We start from the raw sequence: 21,793 nt of genomic DNA on the forward strand, positions 1-21,793 counted from the left end.
CTTTAAAGCGTCATCGTAATCGTTGGCATTCATGTTACAATCATTTTGTGCATGGTCGATTGAGAAAAACCGATCCGGCACCAACCACCGACACCAACAAAGTATAAGAATAATAATAACTTTCGCAAATTTTTGATCTTGAACAAAGAAAGCTGGGGCAAAAGACCTCAGACTGCTTGGCAGTAAAGGCATCATCAGTCGGTATTTCAGGCAGGTTCAATGACCTGTTCGACAGGCGGGAGTAGTTAACATGGCAATTCGCACCATTCTGGCACCGGTATCAGGCACGGCAATCGACAAACGTGTGATGGCGACGGCCTTTAAACTGGCCAAGTCGTTCAACGCGCATCTTGAGGCGCTTTTTGTCGCGGCCGAACCACAAGACGCCATTCCGATTGTTGGCGAAGGCATGTCAGGCCTGATCATCGAAGAAATGATCCAGGCCGCCACCACCGAAACCGAAAAGCGCGAAGCCAGCGGCAAGGCATCGTTTGCCGCCGCCGTTAAAGAGGCCGGCATTGAAGAGTCCAACACACCGAGCGCAGACGCCAAGCCGACCTGCGCCTGGCGCAAGGATAGCGGACGCGAAGACGAAACAGTGGCCCGCCGCGGGCGCCTTTTCGATCTGGTGGTGATTGGCCGGGATCCCAAGGAAGCCTCCGCATCGCTGACCTTTGATGCAGCCCTGATGGAAACCGGACGGCCGATCCTGGTGGCCCCAGAAGTAACCCCGGCGACCATCGGTGAAAAAGTCATGATCGCCTGGAATGGCGGGATCGAGGCCGCGCGCGCGGTCACTTCCGCCATGCCGATGTTGCGCAATGCCAAGGAAGTCACGATTGTCAGTGTCGGCGAGGTTCCCTATGGCCGTGCATGCGCCAAGGCGCTGGCCGAACAGTTCAGCTGGCACGGAGTCGATGCGGCCGTGGTTGAGAGTACCGAAACCGGACAGGTTGCTAATACCTTGATTTCCGAGGCAGAAAAATGCGGTGCCGATACCATTGTTCTGGGGGCGTACAGCCATTCACGCTTCAAGGAGATGATCCTTGGCGGTGTGACGCAGGATATGTTGGCAAAATGTGCATTGCCGCTTTGGATAATGCACTAAGCCAAGGGGCTGCTTAAGCGCCTGATATCGCGAAATTATATTACCTAACCGATGGTATATGACTGAAAAGGCGCATTTTTGATGCGCCTTTTTTTGTTGCGTTGCGGGATAAATAGGAACAGGGTTACAGAAATAAGAAAGTGACGAAACCCCATCGGGGGCAGTACTGCCCCTAAACGAGGTGTTTCGCATTGTGGGAAATCAACGTCTGACAGGGGAAAACCCATGTTGTCATTGCGCGATATCATCGATTTCGCTTCGATGTCCGAAGACCTGGCACAGGAACTTAACTATCCGAATGTTGGTGTGCCTGATCTTGCTGCGTTGCTGTCTGGTCAAGCTGGCGGTGCGTTGCAGTCATGCAATGCGGCACCATGCGCCGCCAACGACGTTGACAGCGACTAATCATCTTATTCCCAGTTATGGACTGATTGGGCCAGACAGGCTGCGTGCCTGCCCAAGCAGCCTATTTTGAAAACAGATCAATCTGGTTTGTTTTCTCATCCGCACCCGTATTCTGATCTGTTTCGGGGCGATCCGACCTTTCTTCCTGCCATGAAAGAACATGATCGGGCAACGGGCCCAACATGTATCCCAGATCTTCGAACGCCATGTGCGGATCAAGCCAGGCCGCCAGATGGTTCGGGCCGATCACAGCCGGCATCCGGTTGTGAATATGGGCGATTGAGCCCGATGGCGCGCAGGTGATGATCGTGGCTTCACGTCCGTTTTCGAGGCCCGCAAACAGAAACGGTTGATGATCGGGCAGGGTGATGCGGTTCTTGTGCTTTGCCGTGCCGTCCTTGCGCCATTCATACCATCCGTTTGCCGGGATCAGGCAGCGGCGATTCAAAAGTGGTCGGAAGGTTGGCTTTTCGGTCAGGGTTTCGGCGCGCGCATTGATCATCGGGCTGTTCATGCCCGGGATGCTAAGCCCCCAGTATCGAATGGCGGCCTTTTGATGCGGCAGAATGACGGCAATCGGATCGGTCGGCCGACGCGTACCGGTCAGGCTGTCGAAGGCAGCGTCTTCGTCCTCGTCATCGGGTCCGTTGCGATTGAACCCGTCGGGTAATGGCATGCGAATGATATCTTCCATTTCCAGGCCAAGCTGAACCTGAAAGGCGCGGATATCGCTGTTAAGATCAAAGCGGCTGCACATGGTCTTGCCCATCTTTACAATGACCAAAACATAGCCTGTTTCGCATCCCTTGCCAAATGCCTGTGGGGCAGCCTATATCGCGACGGTGACTGCAGAAAAATCTTACAGTACAAGGCTTTTCCTTCGATGGCGGGGCCTGTGGTGCTATAAGAAAACCAGCAAAATTCTGTTTGGGTTCATACCCTAGTGAAGTGAGTACACCAATGAGCAGCAATGCCCCGAAAACAGTCGTTCTGACAGGTGCCAGTCGTGGCATCGGCCATGTTACGGTTGGATATTTTGCCAAGCGCGGCTGGCGGGTGATTTGCTGTTCACGCGAAGCCCCACCGCCAAGCTGCCCGCGCGATCCGGCATTGGGCATCCATATCCGTGCTGATTTGTCCAAACCGGCAGAGGTCGAAGCCTTTATCGCCGAGGCGAACGAAGTTCTGGGCGATGATCCGTTGCATGCCCTGATCAACAATGCCGGTGTATCGCCCAAGACCCCCTATAAGGAACGGCTTGGCTGTCTGAATGGTGATATTGCTGCCTGGCGCGATGTGTTTGAGCTGAACTTCTTTACGCCGCTTACACTTTCGCGCGGGTTTGCATCAGCACTGCATCGGGGCAAGGGGGCAATTTGCAACATTACCTCGATCGCGGGGCATTACGTCCATCCGTTTGCCGGATCGGCCTATTCGACCTCAAAAGCAGCCCTTTCGGGGCTAACACGTGAAATGGCCGTTGAATTCGCCGAGCTTGGAGTGCGGGTCAATGCGGTGGCCCCGGGCGAAATCAAGACCGATATGATTTCACCGGAATATGAGGCGCTTGTGCCGCGCATTCCGATGAACCGGATGGGCACGCCCGAAGACGTGGCGGCAGCAGTGCATTATCTGGTGGGGGATGACAGTACCTATGTAACTGGCACGGAAATCTTTGTCACCGGCGGGCAGCATCTGTACTGATCGGCAGATCGGGACTGGATGACTTCTTAGCTGTCAGCTTTGATGTAAAAGGCCGGATCGTATTCGACTAAACCCGCCGGGATTTCATCAACCAATGGGCGTGCCATGAAATATTCGTCGGGCACGCCTTCAAGTTTCAGGTCGGGCAGGGGTGCAAAGCCAAACCGGCCATAATAATCCGGCTCGCCCAGCACGACACAGCCGTGGGCATCATCGGCGCGCAAATGGCGGATGCCGCTTTGGATCAGCTCGGAGCCAATGCCCAAGCCCTGCCGGTCCGGCGTGACCGCAACGGGTCCCAGGCCAAACCAACCGCAGGCTTTGCCATCGATTTTCACCGGTGAAAACGCGATGCAGCCAACAATTTCATCGTCCTGTTCCGCGATCAGGGAAAGGGTAAGTTGACCACTTTTTCGGAGCGCATCGACGATCAAATGTTCGGTCTGCTGACTGTGGGGTGCAGTTGCAAAGGCACCATCCAGCAACGCGTGAATCGCCGCGATATCTTTTTCGGTTTCTTCACGTATCAACATTTTCCGTCCCTGCCTGTGACGTTGGACCTGCTTCCTGCGGGCCATCCGTCACGACTATAACGGGAAAACGGTTTACGCTGAAAGGCTTTTAAGCCAGTCGCGTTTTTGCTCCAGGCGTTTGACTTCCATTTCGAGCCAGCTGGTGAAGTTTTCGGCCTCGTTTGCGTGTTCATCTCGCAGGGCCAGCACGCGTTCGAGATCAAGTTCGCAGACGTCTTGCAGGATTTCGATCTGTTCGGTGCGGATGTCATGATCAAGCAGATGCAAGAACCGCATCTTGAGCGCCATGATCAGGCGTGAAAGCTCGCCCGATGTATCGCGCACATTGCCCTGCATCAGTTCGATGAACTTCTTGTGCCCGGCATCGGTCAGGCTCAGTTGCGCATCAGACAACCCGCCGCTTGAGGTATCTTCCTTGACCAGCCCTTCAAGCTTGAGCAGCTGAAGCGAACTTCCCATCATATCCAGGGACGGCCCCATGATGTGCGACATGAAATGGCGCACCTCGTTGGCCAGATCGCCATAGCTGATCGGCTTTTCGGAAAGGGCAAGGGTGCCAAGTGCGCACAGGCGGAGACATTCTTTGGGGAGCAAGGTTTTATCCGAATACATGGGCGGTCCCTGTTTGATGACAGGTCCGACATTAACGCGAACAGTTCTTAATTGCAAAGTATTATCTTTACCGACGCGAAACCGGCAAGACAGCCTCAATATAGGACGCCGCCCGGTGAAAGCAAATGGCCGAACATCATTGATCCCGGCTGCAGGCCTTTACATGGGGCGGATCATCAAAAAGGCCGGGGCAATTGCCACCGGCCTTTTTTGATTTTCTGATTGCCAAGCGCGTTAGGCGACCTTGGAAATGCCCAGTTTGCTCCAGACCGACAGGAGCGAGTCGATCAGATGATCGACCAATTCGTCATTATGCAGCGGGCCCGGCGTAAAGCGCAGGCGTTCGGTGCCGCGCGGGACGGTCGGATAGTTGATCGGCTGGACATAGATGTCATGTTCGAACAGCAGACGGTCGCTGGCTTCCTTGCACATGGAAGGATCGCCCACCATCAGGGGAACGATATGGCTTGGCGCGTCCATGACCGGAAGGTCGACTGCGCGCATGCGTGCACGCAGGGTATCGGCGCGTTCCTTTTGGGCAAGGCGTTCGACATTGCTTTCTTTCAGGTGGCGCACGGCTGCCAGCGCACCCGCCGCAATGCTTGGCGGATGGGAACTGGTAAAGATAAAGCCATTGCCGAAGCTGCGCACGAAATCGACGATTTCAGGTTTGGCCGCGATATAGCCACCAATCACGCCAAAGGCCTTGGCAAGCGTGCCCTGGATGATGTCGACGCGGTGCATGACGCCATCACGTTCGGCAACGCCACCGCCGCGCGGGCCATACATGCCAACCGCATGAACCTCGTCCAGATAGGAAAGCGCGTTGTATTTTTCGCAAAGATCAAGGATCTGACTGATCGGCGCGATATCGCCATCCATCGAATAGACAGACTCGAACGCGACGATCTTGGCGCGCTGCGGCCCGAGATCCTTGAGGATTTCCTCCAGATGGGCGACGTCGTTATGTTTCCAGATGCGGCGCTCTGCCTTGGAGTGGCGCATGCCTTCGATCATGGAATTGTGGTTTTCGGAGTCGGAAATGATCACGCAATCCGGGAGCTTCGATCCCAGCGTTGACAGCGTGGTCCAGTTCGCGACATAGCCCGAGGTCATCAGAAGGGCAGCTTCCTTGCCATGCAGATCGGCGAGCTCCCGCTCAAGCGCGACATGCAGATGGTTGGACCCGGAAATATTGCGCGTGCCACCCGCACCGCCACCCTGACCGGTAATGGCGTTCTGCATGGCTTCAAGCACCTTGGGGTGCTGGCCCATGCCAAGATAATCGTTCGAGCACCATACGGTGATTTCACGCGGGGCTTCGCCGTTATCGGGGTGATAAAGCGCCTTGGGGAATTTTCCGACAATACGTTCGAGATTGGCGAATACACGATAGCGGCCCTCAGCCTTGAGGCCGGACAGCGCATCTTTGAAGAAGGTGTTGTAATTCATACTTGTTTCTTTCGCCTGTCTCTTTGCAGTGTCACGGACTTTGTATCTGGTCGTGGCATCACAAAGCTCTGGTCTCGTCCAGATCAGCGACCTGATTCTGGACATATCCTCCGGTTCGACCGGGTCTTTATGGTTCCCTTATCAACCATGACGGCGGATACGGCATTGACCCTTGTCAAAAATTAAAGCGATTCCAGTCTTGTTTGGAACCATCAGATCAGAGAAGGCGATCCATCTTTCTTGTGTCGATCTCTTTTCGGAGCATGCTCCGTTTTGTCTTAAGACCCAATTTGGCCTCGTTGGCGTCATTTGGCAAGGATTCGAACAGCTTTTGCACCACAATTAAATCGTTTTCATCCATCGGAAAAATCAATCATGACAGAAATTACATATGATTTTCAATATGTATTAATGTTGATGATCAGATAAATTTGCCAGTAATTTTTGAATTTGGTGACAGAGCTAAAAGCGGATTGCTTGATTTTTCCTTGTCTGGACAAGGGATTAGTCCGTGTGCGGTTGCCTGTCTGCAAGCTTGCAATCGGCAAAGCCAATAAAAAACCGACCGAAAGTTCCGGCCGGTTTTTGGGAATGCGAAATGTAGTTGCCTAGTGTGACATCAGGACCGGAACGGTCATGTGACGCAGAAGGTGCTGGGTGACGCCACCAAGCATCAGTTCACGCAGGCGCGGACGGCCATAGGCGCCGCACACCATCAGATCGATGCTTTCATCGGCTGCGCGCGACAAAATAAGGTCGCCAACACTGATGCCAGAAGCGTTCATGCTTTCTTTCTTGGCATTCACGCCATGGCATTTCAGGCGTTCGCCAATATCGACACCCGGAACCGGCATGGTGTCGCGGGCACCCTTGTTCGGGTCGGCACAGAGAACCAGAACGGATTTTGCGGCCTCGAGGAACGGCATGCTGTCATTCATCGCACGTACGGCCTCGCGATAGGGCTTCCAGGCGACCATGACGCGATCACCAATGGTATCAAACTTGCCGACATAGGGCACAAGCAGAACCGGCGCACCGGCGGTCAGGATGACTTTGTCCGGCATTTCCGAGACAGAGCAGGGATCGGAACTTTCCGGGTCGTGCTGGCCCAGAACCGTCAGATCATGATGGCGGGCATACATTGCGGTGGTATCGGCAATTTCGGACGCCGGGCAGGAGGTTTCCTGCCAGCTGAAAGCAACACCGGCCGCATTGCAGGTTTCTTCGAACTGGGTGCGCGCCGCCTTTGCCGTTTCCGCCATCGCAGATCGCTGCTGATTGATAATTTCTTCGGTGATCTGGACTTCCATGAAGCGCGGAATTTCAGGATAGGGCAGCAGGAAAAGACCGGTAAGGTGCGCGTCCTGCGCCTTGGCAACTTTCAACGCAACAGAAAGGCGTTCCTTGCAGGCAGCTGAGGTGTCGATATGAACAAGAATATCCCGATACATGATCCGATCTCCATTCGGTAGGTGGCGTGGGGCTGACCCGAAATCTGTCAAATTGCCCTTGGCCTTAATGTCTGTGGCTACCCTATCGTCGTCTCGGGATGGTTTCTTTGCTCTATCTCAAATTAAATTATTCCAAGTTGTAATTTCGGGCCAAGAATCACCCGTCCGCACCCGGTTCGGTCATCGGGATTGTTTTTTCCATGGTCGGAATGTCGCCGCCAGCCGGAGCACCTGTGGTGGCAGGGGGGGTGACGGGGGCAGGTGACATCGGTGCGCTGTCGTTCATCGCGGGCATCGCCGGATCATCGGTCGGAACACTGTTTGGCATCTGCATTGTGTCGCCTGACATCATTGACAGGGTTTTGTGCAATTGCTGTGACAGGGTGCTCCAATTGGTTTGAAGCGTTGTGCAGGCCGCGGCATCGCCGGATTGAACGCAGCGCTGCGCCATTCGATCAAGAATGCCCAGCGCAATACGGGCTTCGTCGATCTGCTTTTGGCGCATTTCATCCATCGCCTTGCGATTGGGATCGTCCATCATGATGAGATTGTCATTTTCCCCCGCAGACGTAGATCCCGTCATGGTGGACGGTGATGCCAGGCGGGTATTCTGGGCCGGTGCACCCCACGGGGTAACAATGGTGCCGGAACTGTTGGACATCGTGACCGGTTCTTCGACCGGGGCCATGCACCCCGACAGGGCAAGGCCCAGTCCGATTGCGGGCAGGCATTTGGCAATCTTGCGCATCGACATGCGTTGTTCCTCCGACCGGTGGCGGGCGCGCCTTGGTCACGTCAGTTTGTTGTCCCGAACTCTGCCACAGTCGCTGCTATGACTTTGCTTTTGCTTGCGAACATATTGAACGTCGTTACGGAGTCTGTCCAGTCCGGGCAAGTGCGTGGCCAAGGAATGCAATCAGACGATAATATGGAGCTTCCGTCACGTTCACAGTTATTTGCCCGGTGAAAGCCGCGGATCGTCCTTTAATGATTTGCGGATCCATCGCATGGTTTCGCGGATGCGCGATATGTTGCGCAGATCAGGGTGGGTTAAAACCCAAAGCTTGTTTGCGGGTATTTCCGGCAAAGGCGCAAGCAACCGCAAACCCGGAAGGGCAAGATCGGATGGCAAACAGGCCAGACCGCATCCGGCGCGCACCAGATGTGCCATTGCGATCAGATCATCGGTTTGCTGTTTATGCGGCGTGCGGCGGTTCGCATCGAGCCATTTATAGGGTGCGTAACTTGCCAGCGTTCCGGATGCGCCGATGAAGGGCTCCGCCAGCAGGTCATCAAGCATTGCCGGTTGATATCGGTCTGCGGCACCATAGATGCCCCATTCCAGTGTGCGGATTTCCTTGCCAACAAGATGTTCGGGCGGGTTGGGCGCAACCCGCACGGCAATATCGGCATATCGCTGTGTCATATTGAATTCGAGGTTGCTGGCAAGCAGTTCGATCTGAATGTCCGGCCATTGATCCTGAAACCAGGCGAGATGGTCTGGCAGAAAGAAATAGGAAAAACTGGTCGGTGCAGTGATGCGCACCAATCCGGCCGGTGTAGCATCAGCGCCCGAGATGGTGGTGTTGATAACATCAAAGCTGTTCATGATCTGACGGGCGGGGACAAGCATTTCTGTCCCGGCATCGGTCAGGCTGTATTGGCCACGGATGCGATCAAAAAGCCGGGTGCCAGCCTGTTCTTCAAGCGCATGAATATGGCGAAACACCGTGGTGTTGCTAACCCGGATTTTCTGCGCGGCCAATTCAAGTGACCCTGTTTCCGCGATGGCGAGAAACGACTTGATATAGTTCCAGTCCAATCGGTGCTCCGTTTCAAATTTGCAATCAGATACTACAAAATTGCCTATGTATTGCAAAAGTGAAATTCCTTACGGTGACGGTATCAAGGAATTCACCTTCATATGTCAGGAAAGAAAACATGATCGGATACACATCACTCGGCACCAATGATCTATCGCGTTCGGGCGCGTTCTATGACGCATTGCTTGCCGATTTTGGGGCACAGCGCGTCTTTGAACAGCCGGACTTTATCGTCTGGAGTGCTGGCGAAAACAGCCCGGCATTTTCGGTGCATGTTCCGTTTGACGGGAATGCGGCAACGGTTGGAAATGGCACGATGATCGCCCTTTCAGCCGCGTCACGTGATCAGGTCGATGTGCTTTATAAAAAGGCGATCTCGCTTGGTGCAACGTCGGAAGGTGAGCCGGGACAGCGCCATGAAAACGGGTTTTACGCCGCCTACTTCCGCGATCCCGATGGTAACAAACTCAACATCCATCATATGGGCTAAGGCGATGATTGGTTGTGATGCGGCGCGGGAGTGGAGCTGATGTCATCATATCATTTGATCGGTCACCGACTTTGCCCCTATGTCCAGCGTGTGGCGATGGTTCTGGCGCAAAATGGCATTGCCCATAAACGCACAGACATCGCCCTTGATGCCAAACCCGACTGGTTTCTGGCACTTAGCCCGACCGGAAACGTTCCCGTTCTGGTGGTTGATGATGAGCGGACCTTGTTTGAGGCCGCCGCCATCTGTCAGTACCTTGAGGCAATAACGGGTAAAAAACCGTGTGGGGCGGATGCCTATGATCTTGCCTTGGCGCAGGCGGTGATTGCGATTGGCGATAAGCTATTATCGCTTACCGCGGATCTGATTTATCGCGATCTGTCTGAAAGCAGCGTTGATGCGACGATGCATCAGATCCACAAACAGATGTCGATTGTGTCGGATCTGATATCGCCACAGGCCTTGGACACGGACACAGACCTTTCGATGCTTGATATCGTTTTTGCGACGGTTTTTCGGCCTTTTGCCTTGATCGCGGTCGGGCTGAACCGGGATCTGTTTGCCGGCTTTCCCGGGTTGCGCGGCTGGGCTAGCGATTTGGCCAAGCACGAGACGGTCCGAAACGCAGTGCCCACCACCTATTATCAGGAACTGCACGAATTCATCGCGTGCAAGGACGGATATCTGGCAAACCGTTTACGCATGATACCGCAAGACAGCATCGTCCTTGCGACCGCCAAGTCTGTGATGTGATTGCGCTGTGAGCCGCCATAAAGGCAATAAAAAACGCCCGCCGAAGTTATCGTGCGGGCGTTTTGTTTTTTAGGACTGTTGCAGCTTAGTCGTGCTTGCCGCCATTGGCCTTTGACCAGCCGATCGGGTCGTTCAGGAAGGAACGCACACCTTCGATGGCATCCTTGCTGAAATATTCGCCTTCTTCGGCAACGGCGAGGATATCGGCCCAGGTTGCAAGGTAATGCATTTCGATGTCGTCCTTGCGCAGTTCGTCAAGCGCACCTTCGAAGATGTCATAGAAGAAGACGACAAAGGCATGTTTGCACTCGGCACCGGCTTCGCGGATGGCGTTGACGAAGTTGACCTTTGATGCGCCGTCAGTTGCAAGGTCTTCGACCAGAAGAACCCGCTGGCCTTCATGGATGTCGCCTTCGATGCGGGCTTTGCGGCCAAAGCCCTTGGGCTTTTTGCGGACATACTGCATCGGCAGGTCAAGCGCATCGGCGAGCCATGCGGAATAGGGGATACCAGCCGTTTCACCACCAGCAACCGCGTCAAAGGCCTCGTAGCCAGCTGCATCGGATACCTGACGGGCGGCGAGTTCAATGACCTTGCGGCGTGCGCGCGGGAAGGAAATCAGTTTGCGGCAATCGATGTAAACCGGGCTGGCCCAGCCGGATGTCAGGATATAGGCCTCTTCCGGGCGGAAATTCACAGCCCCGATATCCAGCAAAATCTTGGCGACAGTTTTGGCAGCATAGGTGCAATGCGCGGTCGGTTTTTCAGTGGTCATGGCGGCTATACCTTCTCCGGATCGACTATTTGCGGACCTCTTAGCGCTTTTGGCCGAAAAGCGCAAAGAAAAGCCGCTGACCATTTGGTCAGGTTTCTTTGCGGTTTCTGTTGCCCGAGCAAGGGGTTTCAGGTGGGGTGCTGTCGTTGTCAGGATGATACATAATGCGCCAGTAGTGATATCTGAGATATCATAATTGAAGTTATATGGTGAATTTGTTACATCTGGAGTTTGATGATCTGCCTGTTGGAAGGGTGACTTGATGATTACAGCCGGACAGATGCGGGCCGCGCGGGCCCTTTTGGGAATTGATCAGAAAATGCTGGCAGAAATGTCAGGCGTCTCGGTTCCGACCATTCAGCGCATGGAAGCCAGTCAGGGCAATGTACGAGGAGTCGTAGATACCCTTTCAAAGGTGGTTGAGGCGCTTGACCGTGCAGGTATCGAGCTTATTGGCGAACAGGCTCCGAGTATGGGGGCCGGTCGGGGTGTTCGGCTGAAGGAAGCCGAAACCCGACAATCGAGAAACGATTAGCGTGCAGTCAAAAATGCCGGATCGTGCAGTCGCCAAACTTGGTGACGGCTGATCGGTAAGGGCCTGTATCATCCCGGCCCCGCCGGGAACATGATGTGTGCAATCACCCAACGAGGGTGCCAAGCAAAATGAAGCCAGCAAATCCAGAGAAAAGCCGGTATCCCAAGCCGGATTTTGTCGAACTGTTTACACCGAAACTGATCACCGTTCTGCGTGAAGGGTATGGTCTTGCGCAATTGCGCGCAGATGCGATTGCCGGGCTGACCGTTGCCATCGTTGCCTTGCCATTGTCGATGGCGATTGCAATTGCATCCGGGGCGACACCGGCACAAGGCCTTTATACCGCGATTATTGGCGGGATACTGGTCTCGCTTCTGGGCGGGAGCCGGTTTCAGATCGGGGGGCCGGCGGGTGCGTTTATTGTACTGGTCGCAGCCACTGTTCAGGCGCACGGCATGGATGGCTTGTTGCTGGCAACGATCATGGCGGGCGTGCTTCTGGTTCTGATCGGCCTGTTCAGGCTGGGCACCTATATCAAGTTTATTCCCTATCCGGTGACGGTTGGATTTACCGCCGGGATTGCCTTCATCATCTTTGCCAGCCAGATCAAGGACCTGCTTGGACTTGATCTTGGTGGTCCGGAGCCGGGACCGTTTCTGGAAAAATTGCCGGTTATCTGGGCCGCTTTGCCAAGTATGGATATTGCGACCGTGATGCTGTCAGGCTCGACTATTCTGGTGATTGTCGGGCTTAAATATGTTCGCCCGCATTGGCCGGGTATGCTGATTGCCGTGGTCGGTGCCGCGTTGATAACGGCTGTGTTTGATCTTCCGGTCGCAACGATCGGCAGTATTTACGGCGGCATTCCAAGCAGTTTTCCAATGCCATCCTTGCCTGATATTGATTTTGCCAAGGCGCAGGCCGTGCTGCCAAACGCCATTGCCTTTGCGCTTTTGGGGGCGATTGAGTCGCTGCTGTCTGCTGTGGTGGCCGATGGCATGACGGGACGTCGTCACAGATCAAACTGCGAACTGGTGGCACAGGGTGTTGCAAACGTTGCCTCGGGCCTGTTCGGGGGCATTTGCGTTACCGGCACCATCGCGCGCACAGCAACCAATGTGCGATCCAAGGCGCACGGTCCGATCGCCGGAATTTTGCACGGTGTGTTCCTGTTGCTGTTCATTCTGATTGCGGCCCCCTTGGCGGGGTTCATTCCCCTGGCATGCCTTGCCGGTCTGTTGGCGACCGTTGCCTGGAACATGATCGAAAAGCACGCCATCGTTACTTTGCTGCGATCATCGCGCGGTGATGCGGCGGTTTTGCTGACAACGTTGCTTCTGACTGTGTTTCGCGATCTGCTTGAGGCGATTGTTGTCGGGTTTGCATTGGGATCGGTTCTATTCATCCGGCGTATGTCACGGATGGCCGATATCGAAAGTGCCACACCTTTCGTTGCCGAAGACCGGGCGGATAATCAGGTGGTCTTGATGGCATCGGACCCCGTATCGGCCGGTGATCCCGACATCGTTGTTTACCGAATTTCCGGTGTCTTTTTCTTTGGGGCGACGGCGGCTTTCGGATCGGTGCTGGATCGGATCGGTGATACGCGCCGCGCACTGGTTGTTGATTTTTCAGCCGTGCCTTTTCTTGATTCCACGGCCGCCAATACGCTGGCAAGTTTGGTTCAAAAAGTGCGCAGCCGGGGCGGGCTGATTGTCTTTAGCGGCACGAAACACGATATCCGGCGCGATTTGTTTGTCCACGGCATGAAGCCGCCAGCAATCCATTACGAGGCGGATGTTGAACAGGCTGTCAAATGGCTGGGCGAAAAGCTTGGCACGTTGCGGGATTAACCGCAGTCCGGGCGCAACCAATTGGTCTTTTGTTGGCAAAACAGCATTTTGGGTTTATTCGGTATCGTTATGCCGATTTAAGCTGTGCCCAAACAGCAAGCCCCAAAAGGAAATGCCATGACTGATCAGACCGGACTGAATGTCACCATTGATGATCGTGTAGCCACCATCACGATCTGTCAGCCGGAACGCAAAAACGCCCTGACCAAACCAATGTGGGGCGCGTTGGCGACGATTGTCCACGAATTGTCGGATGATCTTGATCTGCGCTGCGTGATTATTCGCGGTGGCGAAGGGGCCGGTTTTGGTGCCGGGGCAGATATTCATGAATTCGTGCGTGAACGGTCCGGGTTCGAGAAAGCGCGCGATTACGGCATGCTGCATGCCGAGGCGCTTCAGACCATTCAGAACTGCACCCATCCGGTGATTGCCGCAATTGATGGCCCGTGTATGGGGGCGTCATTCGTGCTGGCAGCAGCATGCGACATGCGCATTGCCGCCGATAACGCAAAATTCGCTGTACCGCCGATGAAGCTTGGCGCGACACTTGGCTATCCCGAACTTGAAATCATGCTTGATCTGCTGGGTGAGGCAGCTTTGTTTGAAATCCTGCTTGAAGGGCAGGTTTTTGATGTCGTCCGGGCGCGCGAGATCGGCTTTATCGCCCGTCATGTGGCACTTGAGGTGTTTGACGAAGAAGTCGCCAAGACCGGCAAACGCATCGCCGGTGGTGCGCCGCTGACGCAGCGCGCACACAAAAGCATGCTGAACCGTCTGCGCCAGGGTGGCTCAATTGATATGCATGAATTTGATGAAGGCTACCGCGCCTTTGAAAGTGCCGATTTCAAGGAAGGCTACACTGCGTTTCTTGAAAAGCGCAAACCGGTCTTCACCGGGAAATAGGCAGAAATGGCTTTAACAGTCGGCCTATTAAAGTCCCAAATCCGGTGTCAATGGCACGTCGGTGACGCCGTAATCAATGCCCATCTTGTGCAATTCGCTGGTGATCTGGGAACGGTGATGGGTTTGGTGATTGAAGAATTGCACCAAAAATAGCGGGCGGGGCAGGTCGCGGGTAATGCCGTCGACACCGGTGAATTCGCGATATCCATCCTGCCAGTCACGATCGTCCGAGGCGACAAATGCCTCGATCTCGGCATCAAGTTCGCGGCGGATTTGGCGCAACTCATCAAAATCATCGGCGACCTGGGTGTGGGCGTCATAGGCCGGGGCGTTTCCGGTTTTCATGATGCTGAGAATACGACGGTCGATATGCACCAGATGATTAAGGGTGGCATTGATCGACTTAAAGAACATGCCGCGATCACGACGGCGTTCTTCGTCGCCAATCTGATCGCAAAGATCATAAAGGACGCTGTTCTGCCACGTGTTGTATTTGGCCATTGCGCAGCCATAGTCGTCAAATGTCATCCGGGCCATTGAAGATATCCTGAAATGAGGGTGGCGGGGCGGTGTGATCAGCAGCGTGATCAGGTGGGGGATTCTGTCTGTTTTGCGTCGGCCATAAAATGGACCATCAGATTGGCAAAAATCGCAAAGCCCAGCATCGATACGGTCAGTGGCAACAAAGTGTTGTCGTGAAAATGACCGATGACGATGCCTGCAACCGCGCCGGTGGCGAACTGGATCGTCCCTAAAAGGGCCGTCGCCGTACCGCCGATATACGGGAAATACTGCATGAAGGATGCCGTGGCATTCGGGGCCGTCAGACCGATCAGTCCGACCGAGAACATGATGAATGGCACCACTGTCCACAAGCTTGGTTCAAAGACATTTGTCGCAATGAACAAGCCGATGGTCGCGACAAGTTGAATGCCGGTGCCGATTTTTAGAATCTGATGACATTCGAGGCGTTTGAGCAACGGGTTGTTGAGCCGGTTACAGATGATAATCACCGCAACATTGGCCCCGAACAGATAGGGGAAGTATGCCTGCGGCACGCCAAAGAAATCGATATACATAAACGGGCTGTCGGTGACAAAGCTGAACATCACCGCACTGGCCCCGGCATGGGTCAGCATAAAACCAACCGCCTTGCGTGTGCGCAGGACTTCCAGATAAGTCCACCAGACCCGGCGCACCGGGCCGGGATGGCGTCGGCGCATCAAGCTTGTTTCGGGCAGTTTCAGGTAAACGATGGCAAGCATCAGGCTGCCATAGACAATCAGCAGCACAAAGATCGACTGCCATGTTGACCAGACCAGCAGTAACGAGCCGATGGTTGGCGCGACAAGCGGTGCAATCATCATGATCACCGCAATCAGCGCAAACATGCGCGCAGCTTCCTTGCCTTCAAACAGATCGCGCACCGACGCCCCGACAATCACAATCGAAAATCCGCCGCCAATCGCCTGGAAAAAGCGCATGACATTCAGCGAAAAGGCGCTGTCGACGGTGGTGATGATCGCGCTAGTGACAATATAGATGACCAACCCGACCAAGGCGATGGGCCGTCGACCAATCCGGTCAGACAGCGGTCCGCCGATCAGTTGCCCCAAGGCAAATCCGATCAAGAAAGTACTGACGGAGACTTCGACAGCATGGGTGGCTTCGCCAAAGTCGCGCGCCATTGCCGGGATCGCCAGCAGGTAGGTATCAATGGCAAATGGTGCCGTCGCAACCAGTGCAGCAAGCAAGATGGCAAGCTTTTTCGGGTCAAGCGATGCGCCGGGCAGGGGCGTGGACATGCGCAATCAATTCCGTTCAGTGTTTGGCGGCGGGTCAGAGCCCCCGATCAGAGGGCACGCGTTGCGCGAAGTATGCAAGCACGCGCAGGTAAGCAAAGTGACCAAGGCGCAGCAATGTGGGGCGTCGGATATGTTAATCCCGAGCCCTGTATTATCCATAAAATTCAGGCTTCTGCCAGCGGTTGCTTGGATTGCGTCTTAGCTTATTGGCAGATCGGGCGTGTAGGGCACATCCGTGTTGCCGTAATCAAGGCCCATCTTGTGCAGTTCACTTGTGATCTGAGAACGATGATGGGTTTGATGATTGAACAGTTGCACCAGAAACAGCTGTCGGGGGAGTTTGCGGGTGACACCATCGGGGAAGGGAAGTTCGCGGATTTCATCCTGCCAGCTGTGATCGGTGCCTTCGACGAATTCGGTGATGTCGGCATCGACTTCGGCCCGCATGGCCTTAAGCGTTTCGAAATCGTCGGCAACGATGGTGGTTGGTTCGAACGGACCGGCTTCACCGGTGCGCAGGATGGTCAGAATGCGCAGATCAACATACAGGATATGGTTTAGCGTGTTGTGGATGGAGCCAAAGAACATATTGCGATCCATCCGCCGTTCGACATCGCCGATCTGATCACAGAGGTCAAACAGCACGCCGTTTTGCCAGCTGTTATAGGTCGCCATGCAGCGGCCATAGTCGTTGAAATTCATCTTGGACATTTTGAAACCGCTCCTTCCAGAGGCGCAATCAGGCCTGGTTTTTCTTGGTTGTCATGGGTTTAACCAATACTACCGCATGTCGCGGACCGTGGCACTGAAATACAGCAAGGGCGGCATCCGATTGAATGCCGCCCTTGATTTTTGTGTGTTTGCGATCAAACCCGGTTAGTGGGTCATGATCCGTTCCGGACCCATCAGGGTGGTCGGAAGCCAGGTCGATATCACCGGGACATAGGTGATCAGGATCAGGAAGCCCAGCAGGATCAGAAGCCACGGGAAGGCGGCCTTCACGACCTTAAGCAACGGCATGCCGGTAATCCCGGATGTCACAAACAGGTTCAATCCGACCGGCGGCGTGATCATGCCGATTTCCATATTGACCACCATGATGATGCCCAGATGGATCGGATCAATGCCCAGCTGCATGGCAATCGGGAACAGGATCGGCGCCATGATCAGAAGGATCGCCGATGGTTCCATGAAGTTGCCGGCAATCAAAAGAACGATGTTGACGACAATCAGGAAGCCCCACGCCGGAAGACCCCATCCAATGATGGTTTCGGCAATGGTGTGCGGGATGCGTTCAGAGGTCAGAACATGGGCAAACAGCATCGCGTTGGCGATGATGAACATCAGCATGATCGTGACCTTGCCCGCATCGAGCAGGACGTGGCGGACTTCCTTGTCAAACGGGATCAGGACCAGTGCCTTGCCCATTTTCGGAAGGTTGTGCGCCATCAGGCTGCCAATGCCGGTATTGCCGTTTTCAGGCACCCATGAAAGTTCCTTGATCGGGCCCATGTCGCGGTAAAACAGGACGGCAACAAACATGGCATAGAACGCAGCAACCGCCGCGGCCTCTGTCGGGGTGAAGACCCCGCCATAAATGCCACCCATGATCAGCAGAACCAGTAACAGTCCACCCGATGCCGAAAACAGCGCACCGCCCCATTCACCAAGGGTCGGGCGGGGCTGGCTTGGCAGTTTCTTGATGCGTGCGACAATATAGATCGCAATCATCAACATCAGGCCGACCATGATCCCCGGAATAACGCCAGCAAGGAACATGCGTCCAACCGAAACCTCGGTCGCGGCGGCGTAAACAACCATCACGATCGATGGCGGGATCAGAATGCCAAGCGTACCGGCATTACAGATCACACCAGCCGCAAAGCTTTGCGGGTAACCTGCGCGCACCATACCGGCAATCACGATGGAGCCGATGGCAACGACGGTCGCCGGGCTTGATCCCGAAACAGCGGCAAACAGCATGCAGGCCAGAACCGATGCCATGGCAAGACCACCGGGGAACCAGCCCACGGTATCAATGGCAAAGCGGATCAGGCGACGGGCAACGCCGCCGGTCGACAGGAAGGCAGATGCCAGAATGAAGTAGGGAATGGCAAGAAGAGTGTAGTGTTCCATCCCGCCAAAAAGCTTTTCTGCCAGGGTGGCAAGGCTGTCGTCGCCAAAAAGAAGGATGGTCGAAAGCGACGCAACACCCAGCGAAATGGCAATCGGTGCACCAAGCGCCATCAAGCCAAACAGCAGGATAAACAGGAATGCGATAGTCATTTGAATGTTCCCCCTGTCCGGCTTACGATTTTGGCGTCGAAGCGGTGGCGGACTTGTCGTCCTCCACGGTGCTTGCGCCAAGCTGATCAATTGCTTCGCGTGCTTCGTCAGCCAGATTGAAGCCAACCTGTTGGCCGGTAATGATGCGCCAACCAACCTGTGCCAGACGGAACGCCAGCAAAGCGGCACCCACCGGCATGATCAGATAGACGATCCACAGCATGATCGGGCTGTCTTCGGCTTCCATTTCAAGCATGTGGTTGAAGCTGACCAGCTCCCAGCCACCAATAATCAGCCAGCTCGAATACAGAATGCCGGCCGCGACGACGATCAAACCGATGACGCGCTGGGCATTCTTGGGGAACAGGCGAACGAGGGCGTCCACCCCGATGTGCGACCCAACCTTGACCCCATAGGACATGCCAAACAGGATCAGCCAGGCAAAAAGAAATTCCGTGGTTTCCAAGGCCCAGGTCAGGCCGGAATTGAACACGTAACGCATGACGACGTTTACAAAGGTAAGCGATGTCATAGCGGCGAGCAGGAGGGCAATAATGCCCTCCTCCAGCCGGTTAACGACCGTTGAGATCATCTTGAACGGCCCTTTTCCGATGATGTTGGGAAAAAAGTACGGATCAGTTGCACGCAGCAGCGGCGTCGATAATGTCCTGGCCGATATCGCCAGAGAACTCATCCCAAACCGGTTTCATTGCAGTCTGCCATTTGGCGAATTCTTCACCGGAAAGCTGCAGGATTTCGGTTTCGCCGGAGTCAATAACTGCCTGACGCTGTTCAGCGGTCAGTTCCGCCGACAGGCCGTTTGCATAGTCGCTGGCTTCTTTCATCGCCTGCGCAAGGCCGTCGCGGATTTCCGGATCCAGACCGTCCCACCACTTGGTCGAGGTCACAACCATGTAATCAAGCAGACCGTGGTTGGATTCGGTGATATAATCCTGAACTTCGAAGAACTTCTTGGAATAGATGTTCGACCAGGTGTTTTCCTGACCGTCAACAACGCCGGTCTGAAGGGCCGAATAGGTTTCCGAGAAGGCCATTTTCTGCGGAACCGCATCAACAGCTTCGAACTGGGCGGCGATCACGTCAGACGACTGAATACGGAATTTCTGACCAGCAGCATCTTCCGGTGCGCGCAGCGGCTTGTTGGCCGAAAGCTGTTTCAGGCCATTGTGCCAGTAACCGACACCGGTCAGGCCTTTGGACGACATCGCGTTCAGCAGTTCCTGACCTTTTTCGCCGTTCTGGAAGCAGGAAACCGCATCCATGTCCTTGAACAGGAACGGAAGATCATAGACCTGAAGTTTCTTGGTCCATTTGCCGAATTTCGCAAGCGACGGTGCACCGAATTGAACGTCACCACGCAGGATGGCGGCAAGAACCTTGTCGTCATCAAACAGCTGTGAGTTCGGATAGATTTCGATCTGGACCTTGTCGCCGAGGATTTCTTCGGCGCGCTTTTTGAAGAAGTCGGCACCCTGGCCTTTCGGGGTGTTCGGCGCAACAACGTGCGCGAACTTGATCACTTCCTGTGCCGACGCGGCAAAGTTGGACCCCAGAAGTGCTGCGGCAGCAACGCCAGCAGCAAGAATGCTTTTGCTGATAGGACGCATCAAAACGTCTCCCTTGATGAATTAAATCTGTTTTCCCGTTAGCGCGCCATTTTTGGCGTCGTTCTAAAACGCCGTTTGGCGCTGTGCCGTAATCAGCAAGCACTGGGCCAGTTCGAAATCAGTTGGATTTATGTAATTATATCAATGAAATAAGGTGAATTTCACGTTGCTGCGATGCAGCAAATTTTGGCTATTTCGTGTGTGAAGGCGCACACGAATTTCATGCTAATGTGCGACAGACCGCACAGGGTGCCGGATCCAGAGTTGAAGGATCGGATGACGAAAAAAAAGCCCGTCTAACTGACGGGCTCGTGATCGGTTGATTAGCGCGGGCGTCGGAATTCGGCCGGGACAATGTTGTATTTGGTCAGCTTGTCGTAAAACGTCTTGCGCGGGACGCCAAGCGCACTGACCGTGGCCGTTACATTGCCGCCATGTTCGCGCAGGGCTTCGGTAATCAGGCTTTTTTCAAATGCCTCGACTTGCTGGGGCAGGGGGACGGCATAACTGTCTTCGCCATCCTCGCTGTTTGCCAGGGGATCAAGACCAAGCACCCGGCGTTCGGCGGCATTGCGGAGTTCGCGTACATTGCCCGGCCAGTCATAGGCATTGAACCGTGCCAGTTCCGCCGCACTCAAGGCGGTGACGGTACGGTCGAACCGCTTGGCGGCATCACGGGTGAAGTATTCAAACAACAGCGCGATGTCATCCTTGCGATCACGAAGCGGGGGGATATGCAGTTGCACGACATTCAGGCGATAATAAAGATCTTCGCGGAACGCACCGCGTGCCGACGCCGACCTCAGATCAACCTTGGTTGCAGCAATAACCCGCAAGTCGATCGGCAGAACCCGGTTCGATCCAAGCCGTTCTACCGCGCGTTCTTGCAAAACCCGCAGCAATTTGATTTGCAGCGCCAGCGGCATGCTTTCGATTTCATCAAGGAACAGCGTGCCCTTGTCGGCAAATTCGAACTTGCCGATGCGTTTGTGATCTGCCCCGGTAAAGGCGCCGGCTTCGTGACCAAACAGTTCTGATTCAATCAGATGTTCGGGCATGCCGCCGCAATTCACCGCCACAAACGGGCCGGGACGCCCCGACATTTCATGCAGATTGCGCGCGATCACTTCCTTGCCCGATCCGGTTTCGCCATTGATCAGGACATGGGCGTTGGTGGCCGCGACATTGCCGATCAGGGTACGGAGCTTTTCCATTGCCGGATTGCGACCAATGAAGTCCGATGCGTTTTTGGAATGTCGTGCGAGTTCGATCTTGAGTGTGCGGTTTTCAAGCACAAGGGCGCGGTGGCTCATTGCGCGGCGGGTAATGTCGATGAACAGATCCGGGGCATAGGGCTTTTCGATAAAGTCAAAAGCCCCGTCATGCATGGCCTGAACGGCGGTTGCGACATCACCATGCCCGGTGACCAGAATAACCGGCATTTCCGGATCGATCTTTTTGACTTCTGTCAGCAGATCAAGGCCATCCATCTTCGGCATGCGAATGTCGGAAATCACTACACCCGGCCAGCCCTTTTTCAGGCGTTCAACCGCAGATGCGGCGTCCGAGAACACTTCGACAGGGATGTCGGCAAGCTCCAGCGTTTGCTGTGCGGCTTCACGCACATCTTCGTCGTCATCAACAAACAGAACGCATTCGGCACTGGTTGGCACTGGC

The 21,793-nt window shown here is 54.8% G+C and carries 23 protein-coding genes; 8 read left to right on the top strand and 15 right to left on the bottom strand.

Going from position 1 to position 21,793, the window contains the following annotated elements:
- The first annotated feature begins 250 nt into the window (after positions 1–250).
- Both TH4_RS07875 and TH4_RS07880 read left to right on the top strand, forming a co-directional pair.
- Positions 251–1,108: a universal stress protein gene (locus tag TH4_RS07875; protein WP_064780594.1), complete on the top strand. Its 858-nt coding sequence runs from the start codon at positions 251–253 to the stop codon at positions 1,106–1,108.
- Positions 1,109–1,333: 225 nt separating this feature from the next.
- Positions 1,334–1,513, top strand: a complete 180-nt coding sequence (locus TH4_RS07880) for a hypothetical protein (protein WP_064780595.1) — start codon at positions 1,334–1,336, stop codon at positions 1,511–1,513.
- A gap of 61 nt (positions 1,514–1,574) precedes the next feature.
- Here the strand turns inward: TH4_RS07880 and TH4_RS07885 are convergent, their stop codons facing one another.
- Positions 1,575–2,270 (bottom strand): SOS response-associated peptidase, encoded by a 696-nt coding sequence (locus TH4_RS07885; protein WP_064781004.1) that lies wholly within the window; start codon positions 2,268–2,270, stop codon positions 1,575–1,577.
- Positions 2,271–2,473: 203 nt separating this feature from the next.
- Here TH4_RS07885 and TH4_RS07890 point away from each other — a divergent pair, with 203 nt between their 5' ends.
- Positions 2,474–3,217: an SDR family NAD(P)-dependent oxidoreductase gene (locus TH4_RS07890; protein WP_008891311.1), complete on the top strand. Its 744-nt coding sequence runs from the start codon at positions 2,474–2,476 to the stop codon at positions 3,215–3,217.
- 26 nt (positions 3,218–3,243) lie between these two features.
- Here TH4_RS07890 and TH4_RS07895 read toward each other — a convergent pair whose 3' ends face one another.
- The 6 genes from TH4_RS07895 to TH4_RS07920 form a co-directional block, all read right to left on the bottom strand.
- A complete protein-coding gene (locus TH4_RS07895; protein WP_063087137.1) occupies positions 3,244–3,750 on the bottom strand; it encodes a GNAT family N-acetyltransferase in 507 nt (168 codons plus the stop codon).
- 72 nt (positions 3,751–3,822) lie between these two features.
- On the bottom strand, positions 3,823–4,362 hold the full coding sequence (locus tag TH4_RS07900) for a hypothetical protein (RefSeq protein ID WP_008891313.1): 540 nt from the start codon (positions 4,360–4,362) through the stop codon (positions 3,823–3,825).
- 234 nt (positions 4,363–4,596) lie between these two features.
- Entirely contained in the window at positions 4,597–5,814 is a 1,218-nt protein-coding gene (hemA, locus tag TH4_RS07905) for a 5-aminolevulinate synthase (protein WP_064780596.1), read from the bottom strand.
- A gap of 608 nt (positions 5,815–6,422) precedes the next feature.
- Positions 6,423–7,265, bottom strand: a complete 843-nt coding sequence (locus TH4_RS07910; protein ID WP_063087139.1) for a universal stress protein — start codon at positions 7,263–7,265, stop codon at positions 6,423–6,425.
- A gap of 157 nt (positions 7,266–7,422) precedes the next feature.
- Positions 7,423–8,019: a hypothetical protein gene (locus tag TH4_RS07915; protein ID WP_064780597.1), complete on the bottom strand. Its 597-nt coding sequence runs from the start codon at positions 8,017–8,019 to the stop codon at positions 7,423–7,425.
- A gap of 198 nt (positions 8,020–8,217) precedes the next feature.
- Positions 8,218–9,087 carry a LysR family transcriptional regulator gene (locus TH4_RS07920; RefSeq protein ID WP_064780598.1) on the bottom strand — a complete coding sequence of 290 codons (870 nt, stop codon included), beginning with the start codon at positions 9,085–9,087 and terminating at the stop codon, positions 8,218–8,220.
- A 119-nt stretch (positions 9,088–9,206) separates the two neighbouring features.
- Here TH4_RS07920 and TH4_RS07925 point away from each other — a divergent pair, with 119 nt between their 5' ends.
- The gene (locus tag TH4_RS07925; RefSeq protein WP_064780599.1) at positions 9,207–9,578 is read left to right on the top strand and encodes a VOC family protein; all 372 of its coding nucleotides are present in this window, start codon (positions 9,207–9,209) and stop codon (positions 9,576–9,578) included.
- A 39-nt stretch (positions 9,579–9,617) separates the two neighbouring features.
- Positions 9,618–10,331, top strand: a complete 714-nt coding sequence (locus TH4_RS07930; RefSeq protein WP_064780600.1) for a glutathione S-transferase family protein — start codon at positions 9,618–9,620, stop codon at positions 10,329–10,331.
- 85 nt (positions 10,332–10,416) lie between these two features.
- Here the strand turns inward: TH4_RS07930 and TH4_RS07935 are convergent, their stop codons facing one another.
- Complete coding sequence (locus TH4_RS07935; RefSeq protein ID WP_064780601.1) at positions 10,417–11,106, bottom strand: orotate phosphoribosyltransferase; 690 nt, start codon at positions 11,104–11,106, stop codon at positions 10,417–10,419.
- Between the two features lie 262 nt (positions 11,107–11,368).
- On the opposite strand from TH4_RS07935, the gene TH4_RS07940 reads away from it, so the two are divergent.
- From TH4_RS07940 to TH4_RS07950, 3 genes are all read left to right on the top strand, one after another.
- Positions 11,369–11,641: a helix-turn-helix domain-containing protein gene (locus TH4_RS07940; RefSeq protein ID WP_064780602.1), complete on the top strand. Its 273-nt coding sequence runs from the start codon at positions 11,369–11,371 to the stop codon at positions 11,639–11,641.
- A gap of 128 nt (positions 11,642–11,769) precedes the next feature.
- Positions 11,770–13,494, top strand: a complete 1,725-nt coding sequence (locus TH4_RS07945) for a SulP family inorganic anion transporter (RefSeq protein ID WP_064780603.1) — start codon at positions 11,770–11,772, stop codon at positions 13,492–13,494.
- A gap of 117 nt (positions 13,495–13,611) precedes the next feature.
- Positions 13,612–14,397 carry an enoyl-CoA hydratase-related protein gene (locus TH4_RS07950; RefSeq protein WP_008891323.1) on the top strand — a complete coding sequence of 262 codons (786 nt, stop codon included), beginning with the start codon at positions 13,612–13,614 and terminating at the stop codon, positions 14,395–14,397.
- Between the two features lie 27 nt (positions 14,398–14,424).
- On the opposite strand, the gene TH4_RS07955 is transcribed toward TH4_RS07950, so the two are convergent.
- The 7 genes from TH4_RS07955 to TH4_RS07990 form a co-directional block, all read right to left on the bottom strand.
- Positions 14,425–14,934 carry a DinB family protein gene (locus TH4_RS07955; RefSeq protein ID WP_083997016.1) on the bottom strand — a complete coding sequence of 170 codons (510 nt, stop codon included), beginning with the start codon at positions 14,932–14,934 and terminating at the stop codon, positions 14,425–14,427.
- A gap of 50 nt (positions 14,935–14,984) precedes the next feature.
- Complete coding sequence (locus TH4_RS07960; RefSeq protein WP_064780604.1) at positions 14,985–16,202, bottom strand: multidrug effflux MFS transporter; 1,218 nt, start codon at positions 16,200–16,202, stop codon at positions 14,985–14,987.
- Between the two features lie 198 nt (positions 16,203–16,400).
- Positions 16,401–16,913: a DinB family protein gene (locus TH4_RS07970; RefSeq protein WP_083997017.1), complete on the bottom strand. Its 513-nt coding sequence runs from the start codon at positions 16,911–16,913 to the stop codon at positions 16,401–16,403.
- Between the two features lie 165 nt (positions 16,914–17,078).
- Complete coding sequence (locus tag TH4_RS07975) at positions 17,079–18,488, bottom strand: TRAP transporter large permease (RefSeq protein WP_008891327.1); 1,410 nt, start codon at positions 18,486–18,488, stop codon at positions 17,079–17,081.
- Between the two features lie 22 nt (positions 18,489–18,510).
- Complete coding sequence (locus TH4_RS07980) at positions 18,511–19,080, bottom strand: TRAP transporter small permease (protein ID WP_008891328.1); 570 nt, start codon at positions 19,078–19,080, stop codon at positions 18,511–18,513.
- A gap of 43 nt (positions 19,081–19,123) precedes the next feature.
- Positions 19,124–20,116: a TRAP transporter substrate-binding protein gene (locus tag TH4_RS07985; protein ID WP_063087151.1), complete on the bottom strand. Its 993-nt coding sequence runs from the start codon at positions 20,114–20,116 to the stop codon at positions 19,124–19,126.
- Positions 20,117–20,439: 323 nt separating this feature from the next.
- Positions 20,440–21,789, bottom strand: coding sequence for a sigma-54-dependent transcriptional regulator (locus TH4_RS07990; protein WP_064780606.1), 1,350 nt, complete (start codon positions 21,787–21,789; stop codon positions 20,440–20,442).
- Positions 21,790–21,793: the final 4 nt, after the last annotated feature.

The organism is Thalassospira tepidiphila MCCC 1A03514, assembly GCF_001662875.1.
Classification (GTDB): Bacteria; Pseudomonadota; Alphaproteobacteria; order Rhodospirillales; family Thalassospiraceae; genus Thalassospira; species Thalassospira tepidiphila.